Raw genomic sequence first — 15,963 nt, 5'->3', positions numbered from 1 at the left:
AAGCGAGTCTTAACAAACGTTCAGGCAGCATTCAGCGACATATAAATAACCTCTTCGTACCGCCCTCCCAGTACCGAGGCTTCATTACATGTCACTGGACTTTCTGCCATTCTCCCGGCCAAGCATCGGCGAGGACGAAATCGCCGCCGTGGAGCAGGTCCTGCGTTCCGGCTGGATCACCACCGGGCCGAAGAACCAGGAGCTCGAACAGCGCTTCGCCGAACGCCTCGGCTGCCGCCACGCGGTGGCGCTATCCTCGGCCACCGGCGCCCTGCACGTCACCCTGCTGGCGCTGGGCATCGGCCCCGGCGACGAAGTGATCACGCCGTCGCTGACCTGGGTCTCCACCGCCAACGTCATCACCCTGCTCGGCGCCACCCCGGTGTTCGTCGACGTCGACCGCGACACCCTGATGTGTTCGGCGCAGGCAGTGGAAGCCGCCATCGGCCCGCGCACCCGCGCCATCGTGCCGGTTCACTACGCCGGCTCCACCCTGGATCTCGAAGGCCTGCGCACGGTCGCCGGGCGCCACGGCATCGCCCTGGTCGAGGACGCCGCCCACGCGGTCGGCAGCGAATACCGCGGGCGCCCGGTAGGCTCCCGCGGCACGGCGATCTTTTCCTTCCACGCGATCAAGAACCTGACCTGCGCCGAAGGCGCGATGTTCGTCAGCGACGACAGTGCCCTCGCCGAACGGGTCCGCCGCCTCAAGTTCCACGGCCTCGGGGTCGATGCCTACGACCGCCTGAGCCATGGACGCAAGCCGCAGGCGGAAGTGATCGAGCCCGGTTTCAAATACAACCTGGCCGACCTCAACGCCGCCCTCGCGCTGGTCCAGCTCAAGCGCCTGGACGCGCTCAACGCGCGCCGCCAGGCCCTCGCCGAACGCTACCTGGAGCGCCTCGCCGGCCTGCCGCTGGCGCCGCTCGGCCTGCCCGCGCACAAGCAGCGCCACGCCTGGCACCTGTTCATCCTGCGCATCGACGCCGAGGCCTGCGGCCTGGGCCGCGACGCCTTCATGGAAGCCCTGAAGGCGCGCGGCATCGGTAGCGGCATCCATTTCATCGCCAGTCACCTGCACCACTACTACCGCCAGCGCCAGCCGCGCCTGAGCCTGCCCAACAGCGAGTGGAACTCGGCCCGCCTGTGCTCCATCCCGCTGTTCCCCGACATGCGCGACGACGACATCGAGCGCGTCGCCCGCGCCATCGAGGAGATCCTGGAGAAACGTCGATGAAGCCCTATCCGATCGACCTGGTCTCGGTGGTGATCCCGGTCTACAACGAGGAAGCCAGCCTGCCCGAACTGCTGCGCCGCACCGAGGCCGCCTGCCTGGAGCTGGGCCGCGCCTTCGAGATCGTGCTGGTCGACGACGGCAGCCGCGACCGCTCCGCGGAACTCTTGCAGGCCGCCGCCGAACGCGACGGCAGCGCCGTGGTGGCGGTGATCCTCAACCGCAACTACGGCCAGCACGCGGCGATCCTCGCCGGCTTCGAACAGTCCCGTGGCGACCTGGTGATCACCCTCGATGCCGACCTGCAGAACCCGCCGGAGGAAATCCCGCGCCTGGTGGAGCGCGCCGCGCAGGGCTATGACGTGGTCGGCAGCATCCGCGCCGAGCGCCAGGACTCGGCCTGGCGGCGCTGGCCTTCGCGCCTGGTGAACCTGGCGGTGCAGCGCTCCACCGGGGTCGCCATGCACGACTACGGCTGCATGCTGCGCGCCTACCGGCGCAGCATCGTCGAAGCGATGCTGGCCTGCCGCGAACGCAGTACCTTCATCCCGATCCTGGCCAACGGCTTCGCCCGGCATACCTGCGAGATCCGCGTCGCCCACGCCGAGCGCGCCCACGGCGAATCGAAATACAGCGCGATGCGCCTGCTCAACCTGATGTTCGACCTAGTCACCTGCATGACCACCACGCCGCTGCGCCTGCTCAGCCTGGTCGGCGGCGGCATGGCCCTGGCCGGCTTCCTCTTCGCCCTGTTCCTCCTCGTGCTGCGCCTGGCCTTCGGCGCCGCCTGGGCCGGCAACGGCCTGTTCGTGCTGTTCGCCGTGCTGTTCATGTTCAGCGGCGTGCAGTTGCTCGGCATGGGCCTGCTCGGCGAGTACCTCGGGCGCATGTACAGCGACGTGCGCGCGCGGCCGCGCTTCTTCATCGAGCGCGTGGTCCGCGCAACGCCCTCCGCGCTTCCCTCGGCCCTGCAGCGGGCCGGTTTCACCTCTTCATCCAGCGAGCCTTCCACGCCATGACCTCGAAAGCCGTCGTCTTCGCCTACCACGACATCGGTTGCACCGGTATCGAAGCCCTGCTCAATGCCGGCTACGAGATCGCCGCCGTCTTCACCCATGCCGACGACCCACGGGAAAACACCTTCTACGCCTCGGTCGCACGCCTCTGCGCCGAGCGCGGCATTCCGCTGCACGCGCCCGAGGACGTGAACCATCCGCTGTGGCTGGAGCGCATCCGCCAACTGCGCCCGGACTTCCTGTTCTCCTTCTACTACCGCCGCCTGCTCGGCGCCGAGCTGCTCGCCTGCGCCGCACGCGGCGCCTACAACCTGCACGGTTCGCTGCTGCCGCGCTACCGCGGACGCGCCCCGGCGAACTGGGTGCTGGTCAACGGCGAAACGCAGACCGGGGTGACCCTGCATCGCATGATCGAGCGCGCCGACGCCGGGCCGATCCTCGCCCAGCAGGCCGTCGCCATCGACCCCGAGGACACCGCCCTGAGCCTGCACGGCAAGCTGCGCAAGGCCGCCGGCGCCCTGCTGCGCGACAGCCTGCCGCTGCTCGCCCTCGGCGTGCTGCCGGAAGTCGAGCAGGACGAGAGCCAGGCCAGCCACTTCGGCCGGCGCACCCCGGCGGACGGCCTGCTCGACTGGCACAGGCCGGCACGGCAGTTGTACGACCTGGTGCGCGCGGTGACCCAGCCCTACCCTGGCGCCTTCTGCCAGGTCGGCGAACAGAAGCTGATCGTCTGGAGCGCCGAGGTGGTCGCCGGCAACCACGGCCGCGAGCCGGGCAGCGTACTGTCCTGCGACCCGCTGCGGATCGCCTGCGGCGAGGACTCGCTGGTGCTGCGCTTCGGCCAGCGCGGCGAGCGCGGCCTGTACCTGGCCGGCACGCAACTGGCCACCGAGCTGGGCCTGGTCGAGGGCGCGCGCCTGCGTGGCGCGGCATGCAGTCCGCAGCGCCGCACGCGGGTGCTGATCCTCGGGGTCAACGGCTTCATCGGCAACCACCTGTCCGAACGCCTGCTGCGCGACGGTCGCTACGAGGTCCACGGCATGGACATCGGCTCCGACGCCATCGAACGGCTCAAGGCCGACCCGCATTTCCACTTCGTCGAAGGCGACATCGGCATCCATTCGGAGTGGCTCGAATACCATGTGAAGAAATGCGACGTGATCCTGCCGCTGGTGGCCATCGCCACGCCCATCGAGTACACGCGCAACCCGCTGCGGGTGTTCGAACTGGACTTCGAGGAAAACCTGCGGATCGTCCGCTACTGCGTGAAATACGGCAAACGCGTGGTGTTCCCTTCCACCTCCGAGGTCTACGGCATGTGCCAGGACCCGGACTTCGACGAAGACCGCTCGAACCTGGTGGTCGGGCCGATCAACAAGCAGCGCTGGATCTACTCGGTGTCCAAGCAGTTGCTCGACCGGGTGATCTGGGCCTACGGCCAGCAGGGCCTGCGCTTCACCCTGTTCCGTCCGTTCAACTGGATGGGCCCGCGCCTGGACCGCCTGGATTCGGCGCGGATCGGCAGCTCGCGGGCGATCACCCAGCTCATCCTGCACCTGGTCGAAGGCACGCCGATCCGCCTGGTCGACGGCGGCGCGCAGAAGCGCTGCTTCACCGACGTCGACGACGGCATCGAGGCCCTCGCGCGGATCATCGACAACCGCGACGGCCGCTGCGACGGGCAGATCGTCAACATCGGCAACCCGGACAACGAGGCGAGCATCCGCCAGCTCGGCGAGGAACTGCTGCGCCAGTTCGAGGCCCACCCGCTGCGCGCGCAGTTCCCGCCCTTCGCCGGCTTCCGCGAGGTGGAGAGCCGCAGCTTCTACGGCGACGGCTACCAGGACGTGGCCCACCGCAAGCCGAGCATCGACAACGCCCGGCGCCTGCTCGACTGGCAGCCCACCATCGAACTGCGCGAGACCATCGGCAAGACCCTCGACTTCTTCCTCCACGAAGCGCTCCGCGAGCGCGAGGCACAGGCGTGATCCAGGCCGGCCTGCGCATCGACGTCGACACCTTCCGCGGCACCCGCGACGGGGTGCCGCGGCTGCTCGACCTGCTCGACGAAGCCGGGCTGAAGGCGACCTTCTTCTTCAGCGTCGGCCCGGACAACATGGGCCGCCACCTCTGGCGCCTGGCGCGCCCGGCGTTCCTCTGGAAGATGCTCCGCTCGCGCGCCGCCAGCCTGTATGGCTGGGACATCCTGCTGGCCGGCACCGCCTGGCCGGGCAAGCCGATCGGCCGCGAACTCGGCCCGCTGATGCGGCGGACCCAGGCCGCCGGCCACGAGGTCGGCCTGCACGCCTGGGACCACCATGCCTGGCAGACCCACGCCGGCGTCTGGAGCGTGCAGCAGCTCGGCGAGCAGATCCGCCGCGGCAGCGATTGCCTGGCGGACATCCTCGGCCAGCCGGTGCGTTGTTCCGCCGCCGCCGGTTGGCGCGCCGACGGCCGGGTGGTCGAGGCCAAGCAGCCCTTCGGCTTCCGCTACAACAGCGACTGCCGCGGACGCGGCGCGTTCCGCCCGCGCCTGGCCGACGGCAGCCCCGGCATCCCGCAGGTGCCGGTGAACCTGCCGACCTTCGACGAGGTGGTCGGTCCCAGCCTGCCGCGCGAGGCCTACAACGACTTCATCCTGGAACGCTTCGCCGCTGGCCGCGACAACGTCTACACCATCCACGCCGAGGTCGAGGGGCTGCTCCTCGCCCCGGCGTTCCGCGAACTGCTGCGGCGCGCCGAACGGCGCGGCATCCGCTTCCGCCCGTTGGGCGAACTGCTGCCGGACGATCCGCGCAGCCTGCCGCTGGCCGAACTGGTGCGCGGCCGCCTGGCCGGCCGCGAGGGCTGGCTGGGAGTGCGCCAGCCATGAGCCGCCGCCAGACCTGTTCGCTGCTGCTGATCGCCTTCGGCCTGTTCTACCTGGTTCCATTGAGCAACCATGGCCTGTGGATTCCCGACGAGACCCGCTACGCGCAGATCAGCCAGGCGATGCTGCTGGGCGGCGACTGGGTGTCGCCGCACTTCCTCGGCCTGCGCTACTTCGAGAAGCCGGTCGCCGGCTACTGGATGATCGCCCTCGGCCAGGCGGTCTTCGGCGAAAACCTGTTCGGCGTGCGCATCGCCTCGGTCGTCGCCACCGCCCTCAGCGTCCTGCTCGCCTACCTGCTGGCCCGCCGCCTGTGGCGCGACCCGCGCACCAGCCTGGCATGCGCGCTGCTCTACGCCAGCTTCGGCTTGATCGCCGGGCAGTCCGGCTATGCCAACCTCGACCCGCAATTCACCTTCTGGGTCAACCTGAGCCTGGTGGCGCTGTGGCATGCCCTCGACGCGGGGAGGCGCCGCGCGCGCCTGCTCGGCTGGACCCTGCTCGGCCTCGCCTGCGGCATGGGCTTCCTGACCAAGGGCTTCCTCGCCTGGCTGCTGCCGGTGCTGGTCGCCCTGCCCTACATGCTCTGGCAGCGGCGCTGGCGCGAGCTGCTTGGCTACGGCGCGCTGGCGGTGCTGGCGGCGCTGCTCGTCTGCCTGCCCTGGGCGCTCGCCGTGCATGCGCGGGAAGCGGACTACTGGCGGTTCTTCTTCTGGCACGAACACATCCGCCGCTTCGCCGGCGAAGACGCCCAGCACTCTCGCCCGTGGTGGTTCTACCTGCCGTTGCTGGCGGTCGCCTGCCTGCCCTGGAGCGGCCTGCTGCCGAGCGCGCTGCGCCAGGCCTGGCACGAGCGGCGCCAGGCGCCGGTGGTCTTCCTGGCGCTATGGCTGCTGTTGCCGCTGGCGTTCTTCAGCCTGAGCCGGGGCAAGCTGCCGACCTACATCATGCCCTGCCTGCTGCCGCTGGCACTGCTCATGGGCCACGCCCTGGTGCAGCGGCTGCGCCTGGGGAACAGCGTCGCGCTGCGCGGCAACGGGCTGCTCAACCTGGGCCTGGCGCTCCTCGCGCTGGCGGCCCTGGCCTACCTGCAACTGCGCAAGCCGGTGTACCAGGAAGAACCCTTCGAGCTGTTCCTGGTCCTGCTGGTGATCGGCGCCTGGGCCGCCGCCGGCCTCGCCCAGTGGCGCTACCCGCTACGCGCCTGGGCCGCGCCGCTGCTGGCGAGCTGGGTGCTGATCGCGCTGCTGCCGGCAGCGATGCCCAACCATGTGGTGCAGAACAAGACCCCCGACCTGTTCGTCGCCGAACACCTCGACGAACTGACCGGCGCCCGCCATCTGCTGAGCAACGACCTCGGCGCCGCCTCGGCCCTCGCCTGGCGCCTGCGTCGTAGCGACGTGACGCTCTACGACACGCGCGGCGAGCTGAAGTACGGCCTCTCCTACCCCGAGCACAGCCAGCGCAGCGTGCCCTTGGCAGACATCCGCCAGTGGCTCTGGCAGGCACGCCAGGACGGCTCGGTTGCCGTGCTGCTGCGGATCAACAGCGCCAGCGACCACTACCAGCTGGCGCTGTTGCCGGGCGACGGCGAACGCTACCGGAACGGCAATCTGGTCCTGGCGATCCTGCCGCAGGTGCGCCCATGAGCGCCGCGCTGCTGCTCGCCACCCTGCTCATGACCGGCCTCGGCCAGGTTGCGCAGAAGCTCACCGTGGAGCACTGGCGCCTGGTCGCCGCCGACGGCTGGACGGCGCGCCTGCGCAGTCCGTGGCCGTGGCTGGCGCTGCTCGCCCTCGGGCTCGGCCTGCTCTGCTGGCTGCTGCTCCTGCAACGGGTGGAAGTCGGCAGCGCCTATCCGATGCTGGCGCTGAACTTCGTCCTGGTCACCCTGGCGGCACGCTTCGTCTTCGATGAGCCGGTGGATCGCCGCCACCTCGCCGGCCTGTTGCTGATCGTCGCCGGCGTGGCCCTGCTCGGGAGGAGCGCATGAACGCGCTACGCGGCTGGCTGGCGGCGCTGGGCAGCATGCTGCTGGCCAGCGCCGCCCAGCTCGGCATGCGCTGGGGCATGAGCCGCCTGCCGCTGCCTGAAGCCTGGGCCGGGCAAACGCCGGAGCGCGCCGCGTTGCTCGCGGTAGCCCTGGCGGTGGCGGCCTACGCCGCCTCCCTGCTGTGCTGGCTGGCCGCCCTGCGCCACCTGCCGCTGGGCCGCGCCTACAGCCTGTTGAGCGCCAGCTACGCGCTGGTCTACCTGCTGGCGGCGAGCCTGCCGGCGTTCGATGAAACCTTCAGTACCAGCAAGACCCTGGGCGTAGGCCTGGTGGTGCTCGGCGTGTTGACCGTCAACGCCCGCCGCACCACTGCCGCGCCCGCGCATCATCCGTCGAGGAAAGCACCATGAAGATCAGCGTATTCGGCAGTGGCTATGTAGGACTGGTGCAGGCCGCCGTCCTCGCCGAAGTGGGCCACGATGTACTGTGCATGGACATCGACCGGAACAAGGTCGAACGCCTCGCGCAGGGCCTCGCCAGCATCTACGAACCCGGGCTCGACGCCTTGCTGCGCGAAGGCCTGGACAGCGGCCGCCTGCGTTTCAGCAGCGATGCGCGCCTGGCCGTGGAACACGGCCGGGTGCAGTTCATCGCGGTCGGCACCCCGCCTGGCGAGGACGGCGCGGCCGATCTCGGCGCGGTCTTCGCGGTGGCCGATGCCATCGCCGAGCATCGCCGCAAGCCCGTCATCGTGGTGGAGAAATCGACCGTCCCGGTAGGCACCGGCGACCGCCTGCGCGCGCACATCGAGCGGCGCCTGGAAGCCGACGGACGCGAGCTGGAATTCGAGATCGTCTCCAACCCGGAATTCCTCAAGGAAGGCTCCGCCGTCGCCGACTGCCGGCGCCCGGACCGCATCGTGGTCGGCTGCGACAACGAAGAGGTGCGCCAGGTGATGCGCGAACTCTACGAGCCGTTCAACCGCAACCACGACCGCATGCTGTTCATGGGCCTGCGCAGCGCCGAACTGACCAAGTACGCGGCGAACGGCATGCTGGCGACCAAGATCAGCTTCATCAACCAGATCGCCGAACTGGCCGAACACCTCGGTGCCGACATCGAGGCGGTGCGCCAGGGCATCGGCGCCGACCCGCGGATCGGCTACCACTTCATCTACCCCGGCTGCGGCTACGGCGGCTCCTGCTTCCCCAAGGACATGCGCGCGCTGATCCACAGCGCCGAGCAGGCGCATTGCTCCAGCGACCTGTTGCAGGCAGTGGAAGCGATCAACCGGCGGCAGAAGCACAAGCTGTTCGAACGCATCCGGGTGTTCTACGACGGCGACCTGCGCGGCAAGACCTTCGCCCTCTGGGGCCTGGCCTTCAAGCCGAACACCGACGACATGCGCGACGCGCCCAGCCGCGAACTGATGGAAGCGCTCTGGCGCCACGGCGCGCAGGTGCGCGCCTACGATCCCGAAGCCATGCAGGAAACCCAGCGGCTCTATGGCCACGACGAACGCCTGAGCCTGATGGGCACCCCCGAGGCGACCCTGGGAGGCGCCGATGCGCTGGTCATCTGCACCGAGTGGCAGCAATTCAAGGCACCGGATTTCGAGCTGCTCAAGGAGCGCCTGAAGGCCCCGGTGATCTTCGACGGGCGCAACCTCTACGACCCCGAGCGCATGGCCCGCCACGGCTTCCACTACTACCCGATGGGACGCGGGCAGTCCTGCTCGTTGCCGATCAACGAGGCCAGCCTCGCACAGGAAGATGGCATGCGCCTGTTGCGCCAGGCCTGAGGCCGCCCCAGGTCGGATCGACCGCTGGGGCGAATAACCGCTTGCGGTTATCCGCCGGTTCTCCGGAGTCTCGGCGGATAACGCCTGCGGCGTTATTCGCCCTACCCCCTGCCACGTCGCTCAGGTGGCGTAGGGCGCATGACCGCCTCGCGGCTATCCGCCAGCCGCCGGCTCCCGCGAGGACGAGGTCCCCAACGCCAGTCCCGGCTCGGCGCCGCGCTTGAGCACGGCGTAGAGCAGCCCGGTAAGCAGGCTGCCGGCGACGATCGCCAGCAGGTACGCCAGGGCGTGGTTGATCGCGTTGGGCACCAGCATCACGAACAACCCGCCGTGAGGCGCCTGCAACTTGCAGCCGAAGTACATCGACAGGGCGCCGGTCAGCGCGCCGCCGGCGATGCTCGCCGGGATCACCCGCAACGGGTCCTTGGCGGCGAACGGGATGGCGCCTTCGGAGATGAAGCACAGCCCCAGCACCGAGGCTGCCTTGCCGGCCTGCCGCTCGCTCTCGGCGAACTTGCGCCGCGCCAGCAGGGTCGCCAGGCCCATGCCGATCGGCGGCACCATGCCCGCCGCCATCACCGCTGCCATCGGCGCGTAGCTGTGCGAGGAGAGCAGGCCGACGGAAAAGGCGTAGGCGGCCTTGTTGACCGGTCCGCCGAGGTCGACGCACATCATCCCGCCGAGCAGCAGGCCGAGGAGGATGGCATTGGAGGTACCCATGCCGTCGAGGAACCCGGTCAGTGCCGCGAGCATCCCGGCCACCGGCTTGCCGACCACGTAGAGCATCAGCAGGCCGGTGACCAGGCTGGCCAGCAACGGGATGACCAGGATCGGCTTCAGCGCTTCCAGGCTCGCCGGCAGCCTCAGCCCGTGGCTGATGGCCCGCGCCGCATAGCCGGCGATGAAGCCGGCGACTATCCCGCCGATGAACCCGGCGCCGAGGGTCCCGGCGAGCAGGCCGCCGAGCATGCCCGGCGCCAGGCCCGGGCGGTCGGCGATGGAATAGGCGATGTAGCCGGCGAGCATCGGCACCATCAGGACGAAAGCCGTGTCGCCGACCGTCCTCAGCACCGCCGCCAGGCTGCCCGGCTGCTTGTAGGCATCGATGCCGAAGGCCAGCGACAGGGCGATCAGCAGGCCGCCCGCGACCACCATCGGCAACATGAACGACACCCCGGTCAGCAGGTGCTTGTACACCCCGCGCTTCTCGTCCCTGGCGACCACCGCGCTGGCTGCGCCCGCGCTCTCGACCTGCCCTTCCGCCAGCGCCCGCTCGAGCGTCGCGCGGGCCTGCTTGAGGGCCACGCCGGTGCCGCAACGGTAGATCTTCTTGCCGGCGAAACGGGCCGTGTCCACGTCGATGTCGGCGGCCAGCAGGACCACGTCGGCGGCGGCTATGTCCGCCGGGTCGAGCGGGTTGCGCGCGCCGACCGAGCCCTGGGTCTCGACCTGCAACGCGAAGCCCAGTTGCCCCGCCGCGAGCTGCAACGCCTCGGCGGCCATGAAGGTGTGCGCCACGCCGGTCGGACAGGCGGTCACCGCGACGATCCGCGGTGCCGCTCCGGCCTCCGGCGCAACCAGGCCGGCCTCGTCCCCGGCGACCTCCACGCTCGCCAGGGCGGCGGCCCGCTGGAGGAAGGCGCGCGGATCGGCCAGCGCCTCGGCGGGACGCGCGCGATACACCGGCTTGCCGACGAAACGCGCCGCCGCCAGCGGCTCGACGCCGACCAGCAGGACCCAGTCGGCTTCGGCGATCTGTTCGGCGCTCAGTTCGCCCTCGGGCCTCGACCCGGCATTCGCCTCGACGCAGGTTTCCCAGCCCAGGCGCTCGGCGGCGCCCCGCAGCAGGCGCGCGGCGAGCACGCTGGTGACCTGTCCGCCAGGGCAGGCGGTGACGATCGCTAGTTTCATCTCAGGCCCCCTCGACCAATGGCTGTACCACGACGCCCGCTTCGATCCGCGCCAGGCGCTGCGGATCGCCGATGCCGAACTCGAACTGGGTCACCGCCAGGCTGGCGATGGCGGTGGCCTGACGCAGCACCCGCTCGGCCGGCCAGCCGCTGGCCAGCCCGTGCAGCATGCCGGCCAGCAGGGAATCGCCGGCGCCCACCGTGCTGGCCACTTCCACCGCCGGCGGCCGCGCCTGCCAGGCACCCTCGGCGGCGAACCAGTTGACCCCCGCGGCGCCCTGGGAAATCACCACCTGGCCTACCCCGTCATGGCGCAGACGTTCGGCCGCCTGGCGCTGTGCGACCAGGTCATCCATCGGCGCCGAGCAGAGATCGGCCAGTTCCTCGACGTTCGGCTTGATCATCCACGGCGCAGCCTTCACACCTTCGCGCAGGGCCGCGCCACTGCTGTCGAAGGCGACCTTCAGGCCGAGGCGCCGCAAGCGCCGCAGCAGTTCGCCCAGCCATTCCGGCTCGACCCCGCGCGGCAGGCTGCCGGCGACCACCGCCAGCTCGTGCTCCCCGGCAAGCCGGTCGAGGCGTTCGAGCAACGCCGCCTGGGCTCGCTCGTCGGCCTCCGGGCCCGGCCCGTTGAGGTCGCTGACGCGCCCGCCGCGCTCGGCCAGCTTGATGTTGCTGCGGGTTTCGCCCGGCACCCGGACGAACGCATCGGCGAAGCCACGACGCTGGAACATGGCGGTGAACGGCGGCTGGTTGTCTTCGCCGAGGAAGCCGCTGACCGTCAACCGATGGCCGAGGTCGGCAAGCACCTGGGCGACGTTCAGGCCCTTGCCGGCGGCCTGGGTCAGCACCGCCTCGCTGCGGTTAACCGCCCCCAGTTCCAGCTGGCGCAGGCGCACGGTGAGGTCCAGCGCCGGGTTCAGGGTAATCGTCAGGATCCGCGCCATTACTGCACCTCCGCTTCCACCAGGGCCCGGACCTCGGCGGCGCTCGCCAGGCCCAGGGCTTTGCGGGCCAGGCCGCGCGCAGCGACCAGCTGCAGTTCGCGCACGCCGGCCTTGACCAGGGCGATGCTGCGCGCCGAGACGCTCAGCTCGTCCACTCCCAGGCCGACCAGCAGCGGCAACGCCAGCGGGTCGGCCGCCAGTTCGCCGCAGACGCCGACCCACTTGCCCTCGGCGTGGGCGGCGCGGACGGTCATGTCGATCAGTTGCAGCACCGCCGGATGCAGGCCGTCGGCCTGGGCCGAAAGACTCGGGTGGCCGCGATCGATAGCCAGGGTGTACTGGGTCAGGTCGTTGGTGCCGACGCTGAAGAAGTCCACCTCGCGGGCCAGCACCGGCGCGAGCAACGCCGCCGAGGGCACCTCGACCATGATCCCCAGTTGCAGGTCGGCCAGCGGGATTTCCTCGCGCAGGCGCAGCGCCAGGTCACGCGCCTGGCGCCATTCGTCGAGGCTGCCGACCATCGGGAACATCACCCGCAGCGGCCGCTCCCCGGCGGCGCGGAACAGCGCGCGCAACTGGGTCTCGAGGATCTGCGGTCGCTGCAGGGTCAAGCGGATACCGCGCAGGCCCAGATAGGGATTCTCTTCGTGGGGAATCGGCCAGTACGGCAGCGGCTTGTCCCCGCCGACATCCAGGGTCCGCGCCACCAGCGGACGTCCGTCGAGGGCGTCGAGCACCCGACGGTATTCCGCTTCCTGGGTCGCCAGGTCCGGCGCGCGGGCGTTGTTCATGAAGACGAACTCGGTGCGCAGCAGGCCAACGCCCTCGGCGCCCAGCTCCACCGCGCGCGCGGCGCCGGCGGTGTCGCCAAGGTTGGCGCAGACTTCCACCGCGTGGCCATCGCGGGTCCGCGCAGGCTCCAGCCGCTGCGCGTCGGCGCGGGCCTGGCGCTGCTGGCGGGCGTCGCGCTCGGCGGCGGCCTGCTGCAACTGTTCGGTGCTCGGCGCCACCTGCAGCCAGCCGTGCTCGCCATCCAGCAGCAGTGCCGTGCCAGGCTCCAGGCCGAGCACCGCCGCGCCGGCGCCGACCAATGCCGGAATGCCGAGGGCGCGGGCGATGATCGCGCTGTGCGAAGTGGCGCCGCCGCGCGCCGTGAGGATGCCGGCGACCCGCTGGGCGTCGAGGCGGGCGACATCGGAGGGGCCGACCTCGTCCATCACCAGGATGTACGGCTGCTCCGGCTCGCGCGGCGCCTCCACCCCGCAGAGCCTGGCCAGCACCCGCCGGCCGAGGTCGCGGAGGTCGGCGGCGCGCTCGGCGAGCAGCGCGTCGTGCAGCGCCTCCTGTTGCGCCGCGCTGTCTTCCACCACCCGACTCCAGGCCGCTTCGGCGCTTTCGCCGCGATTCAGGCGCAGTTGCACCTGCTCGGCCAGTTCCGGATCGTCGAGCATCTCCCGGTGGGTGACGAAAATCTCGCGGATCGCCTTCACCGTGCTGCGTTCGACCAGGCCGACGATCTCCTCGTCCACCGCCCGCTTGGCCCGCAGCAGGCGCTCGCGTTCATGGGCCGGCGACTCGCCGCGCGGCTGGAACTCGAAGCGCTGCGCCACCTGGACATGCGCCGGACCACTGGCGATGCCCGGCGACGCGGCGATTGCCTGCAGGCGCTCGCCGGCGCGCAGCGGCGCCGGCCGGGCATCCTCTTCCGCCTCGCCGACGGCATCGGGCAAGGCCTCCTCCGCCAGCGCTTCGACCTCCTCGCCGAGCCCCTCGCGCACCGCGGCCAGCAAGGCTGGCAGCGCGTCCTCGGCGATCGCCGGCTCGGCGCTGAACTCCAGCGTCTGGCCGCGTCGCGCGCCGAGGGCGAGCAGCTTGCTCAGGCTCTTCGCCGAGACGGGGGCCGCCTCGCTGTCGGCCAGGCGTACCCGGATCTCGCCGGCGAAGCCCTTGGCCAGCTGCGCCAGCGCCTGCGCCGGGCGGGCATGCAGGCCATGCGGGTTGGCCAGGACCGCTCGCGCGCTGGGCCAGTCCGGCGGCAGCTCGCCACCGAGCGCCGCGAGTACGCTGCGGCTGCTGGTGGCGCGCACCAGCTCGGCGCCACGCCCTTCCAGCAACAGGTCGCACAGGCGTTCGAGCAGCGCCTGGTGCGCTTCGCCCAGGCTGGCCAGGCAGAACAGCCCGGTGACCAGTTGCCCCTGGTGCTGCAACGGTTGCGCCGGAGTGACGAAGGCCAGCCCGGGGCGCTTCACCAATTGTTCGCTGTGCAACCAGCACAGCCCGTCGCCCAGCGGCAACGGTTCGGTCTGCTGGAGCACGGCGGCGAAGCCGTTCTCCACGCAGCCGGCCTTCTTCAACAGGCGCGCGCCGAGCCAGGCCAGTTCGTCGAGGTCCTCGGCGTTCTGGCCGAGGCCGACCAGTTGTGCGTCCAGCGCCAGTTCCTGCGGCGCGCCCTGCAACAGGCCGAGGACTTCCTCGGCGCTGGCGGCCGCGCTCAGCGCCGGTCCCAGGTCGGCCTCGCCGAGGGCGCGGGTGAGCAATTGCAGGAGCTGCAGGTGTTCGTCGGACTTCGCCGCGATGCCGATGGCCAGGTAGACCTGCTGGCCATCGCCCCAGTCCACTCCCTCGGGGAATTGCAGCAGGCGCACACCGGTGCTGAAGACCAGCTCGCGGGTATCCGGGGTCCCATGGGGTATGGCGATGCCCTGGCCGAGGTAGGTGGAGCCTTGTGCCTCGCGCGCCTTCAGGCCCTCGGCATAGCCGGGCGCGGCCAGGCCGTCGGCGACCAGCGCCGCGCCGAGCAGGCGCAGGGCTTCGGCCTTGTCCGCGGCGCGCTGGCCCATGCGGATCTGCCGGGTATCGAGTTCGAGCATGGAAACCTCCTCAGGAGCGAACGGCTCCCCGTCTCACGTCCGGATCGTCCCGCCGCGCCGAGGCGCGGGCGCGGGATGTGCCGGCGGTAGCGGAAAGCGGCTCGCGGGAGCCTTCCGTACAGCCAGGGGCGGTGATCCGCTTGTTGTCATTGACCTGCCATAGCGTAGGCGGCGCCGCGTTCGGGCTGCGCGAGGCAGCCTGGGGCAGGGGGCGCCGGCTTCGCCGGAATCTTTTGCTGAATCGATTCACTTAATTAAATTGGCACGTTACCCGATAATGATTGATCCTTGAAGCCCAACTTGTCGTCGCCTCCAGTAGAGATCGGTTTGAAACTCAGTGATATCGCCCGCCTGGCCGGGGTCTCGGTGACCACCGCCAGCTACGTCATCAATGGCAAGGCCGCCCAGCGGCGCATCAGCGCCGCCACCGTCGAGCGCGTGCTTGCCGTGGTCGAGGAACACGGCTACCAGCCGGACCAGCAGGCCGCCGGCCTGCGCCGCGGGCAGACCCGCACCCTCGGCTTCATCCTCCCGGACCTGGAAAACCCCAGCTACGCCCGCCTCGCCAAGCAACTCGAACAAGGCGCCCGGGCGCGCGGCTACCAGTTGCTGATCGCCTGCTCCGACGACGAGCCGGAGACCGAGCGCCAGGTGGTCAACCTGTTCCGCGCGCGCCGCTGCGACGCGCTGATCGTCGCCAGTTGCCTGCCGGCCGGGGATGATACCCATGCCCGGCTGGTCGCCGAAGGCCTGCCGGTGGTGGCCATCGACCGCCAGCTCGACCCGCAGCGCTTCGCCTCGGTGATCAGCGACGACCAAGACGCCGCGCGCCGCCTCACCGAAACCCTGTTGCAACCGGCGCCGCGCCATATCGCCCTGCTCGGCGCGCGGGCGGACCTGATCATCAGCCACGACCGCGCCGCCGGCTTCCGCCAGGCGCTGAAGGACTTCCGCGGCGAGGTCATCGTCGAGCATGCCGAGGTGTTCAGCCGCGAGTGCGGACGCCGCCTGATGGAGCAATTGCTCGAGCGCCTGGGCTACCTGCCCGACGCCCTGGTGACCACTGCCTATGTACTCCTCGAAGGCGTCTTCGATGTGTTCCAGGCGCGTGCCGACGGTTGGCCCGAAGGCTTGCGGGTGGCGACCTTCGGCGACACCCAGTTGCTCGACTTCGTGCCGCTGAAGGTCAACTCGATCTACCAGCAGCACGCGCTGATCGCCGCCAACGCCCTCGAACTGGCGCTCCGCGCGGTCGAGGAGAACGACTACCGGCCGGGCCTGCACGCCGTCCCCCGGCAACTCAAGCTGCGCGACTGAGCCGGC

The 15,963-nt window shown here is 70.5% G+C and carries 12 protein-coding genes; 9 read left to right on the top strand and 3 right to left on the bottom strand.

Annotation, left to right across the window (positions count from 1 at the left end):
- Positions 1-88: 88 nt before the first annotated feature.
- From arnB to FHW81_RS03665, 8 genes are read left to right on the top strand one after another with little or no spacing between them, the layout of a single operon-like run.
- The gene (gene arnB, locus FHW81_RS03700) at positions 89-1,237 is read left to right on the top strand and encodes a UDP-4-amino-4-deoxy-L-arabinose aminotransferase (protein ID WP_003119540.1); all 1,149 of its coding nucleotides are present in this window, start codon (positions 89-91) and stop codon (positions 1,235-1,237) included.
- Entirely contained in the window at positions 1,234-2,253 is a 1,020-nt protein-coding gene (gene arnC, locus FHW81_RS03695; protein ID WP_003112880.1) for an undecaprenyl-phosphate 4-deoxy-4-formamido-L-arabinose transferase, read from the top strand. Before arnB ends, arnC begins: the two co-directional genes overlap by 4 nt.
- On the top strand, positions 2,250-4,238 hold the full coding sequence (gene arnA, locus FHW81_RS03690; protein ID WP_003112879.1) for a bifunctional UDP-4-amino-4-deoxy-L-arabinose formyltransferase/UDP-glucuronic acid oxidase ArnA: 1,989 nt from the start codon (positions 2,250-2,252) through the stop codon (positions 4,236-4,238). The genes arnC and arnA overlap by 4 nt, the downstream gene beginning before the upstream one ends.
- The gene (gene arnD / locus FHW81_RS03685; RefSeq protein ID WP_106120620.1) at positions 4,235-5,122 is read left to right on the top strand and encodes a 4-deoxy-4-formamido-L-arabinose-phosphoundecaprenol deformylase; all 888 of its coding nucleotides are present in this window, start codon (positions 4,235-4,237) and stop codon (positions 5,120-5,122) included. The genes arnA and arnD overlap by 4 nt, the downstream gene beginning before the upstream one ends.
- A complete protein-coding gene (arnT, locus tag FHW81_RS03680) occupies positions 5,119-6,768 on the top strand; it encodes a lipid IV(A) 4-amino-4-deoxy-L-arabinosyltransferase (protein ID WP_106120619.1) in 1,650 nt (549 codons plus the stop codon). Before arnD ends, arnT begins: the two co-directional genes overlap by 4 nt.
- Positions 6,765-7,112 carry an EamA family transporter gene (locus FHW81_RS03675; RefSeq protein ID WP_003112876.1) on the top strand — a complete coding sequence of 116 codons (348 nt, stop codon included), beginning with the start codon at positions 6,765-6,767 and terminating at the stop codon, positions 7,110-7,112. The genes arnT and FHW81_RS03675 overlap by 4 nt, the downstream gene beginning before the upstream one ends.
- Positions 7,109-7,522, top strand: coding sequence for a 4-amino-4-deoxy-L-arabinose-phosphoundecaprenol flippase subunit ArnF (gene arnF, locus FHW81_RS03670; RefSeq protein ID WP_003163480.1), 414 nt, complete (start codon positions 7,109-7,111; stop codon positions 7,520-7,522). Before FHW81_RS03675 ends, arnF begins: the two co-directional genes overlap by 4 nt.
- Positions 7,519-8,913: a UDP-glucose 6-dehydrogenase gene (locus FHW81_RS03665; RefSeq protein WP_003163481.1), complete on the top strand. Its 1,395-nt coding sequence runs from the start codon at positions 7,519-7,521 to the stop codon at positions 8,911-8,913. The genes arnF and FHW81_RS03665 overlap by 4 nt, the downstream gene beginning before the upstream one ends.
- A 153-nt stretch (positions 8,914-9,066) precedes the next feature.
- On the opposite strand, the gene FHW81_RS03660 is transcribed toward FHW81_RS03665, so the two are convergent.
- The 3 genes from FHW81_RS03660 to ptsP are packed head-to-tail and all read right to left on the bottom strand — an operon-like array spanning position 9,067 to position 14,640.
- The gene (locus FHW81_RS03660; RefSeq protein WP_003107161.1) at positions 9,067-10,824 is read right to left on the bottom strand and encodes a PTS fructose-like transporter subunit IIB; all 1,758 of its coding nucleotides are present in this window, start codon (positions 10,822-10,824) and stop codon (positions 9,067-9,069) included.
- A 1-nt stretch (position 10,825) separates the two neighbouring features.
- The gene (gene pfkB / locus FHW81_RS03655) at positions 10,826-11,770 is read right to left on the bottom strand and encodes a 1-phosphofructokinase (RefSeq protein ID WP_023084036.1); all 945 of its coding nucleotides are present in this window, start codon (positions 11,768-11,770) and stop codon (positions 10,826-10,828) included.
- Positions 11,770-14,640: a phosphoenolpyruvate--protein phosphotransferase gene (gene ptsP / locus FHW81_RS03650; protein ID WP_003119534.1), complete on the bottom strand. Its 2,871-nt coding sequence runs from the start codon at positions 14,638-14,640 to the stop codon at positions 11,770-11,772. Before ptsP ends, pfkB begins: the two co-directional genes overlap by 1 nt.
- A 327-nt stretch (positions 14,641-14,967) precedes the next feature.
- Here ptsP and cra point away from each other — a divergent pair, with 327 nt between their 5' ends.
- Positions 14,968-15,957, top strand: coding sequence for a catabolite repressor/activator (cra, locus tag FHW81_RS03645; RefSeq protein ID WP_003104372.1), 990 nt, complete (start codon positions 14,968-14,970; stop codon positions 15,955-15,957).
- The last annotated feature ends 6 nt before the right edge of the window (positions 15,958-15,963 follow it).

Origin of the sequence: Pseudomonas sp. RC10-4-2 (assembly GCF_050433085.1) — a bacterium.
Taxonomy (GTDB): domain Bacteria; phylum Pseudomonadota; class Gammaproteobacteria; order Pseudomonadales; family Pseudomonadaceae; genus Pseudomonas; species Pseudomonas aeruginosa.
This window is presented reverse-complemented; position numbering and strand designations above follow the sequence as displayed.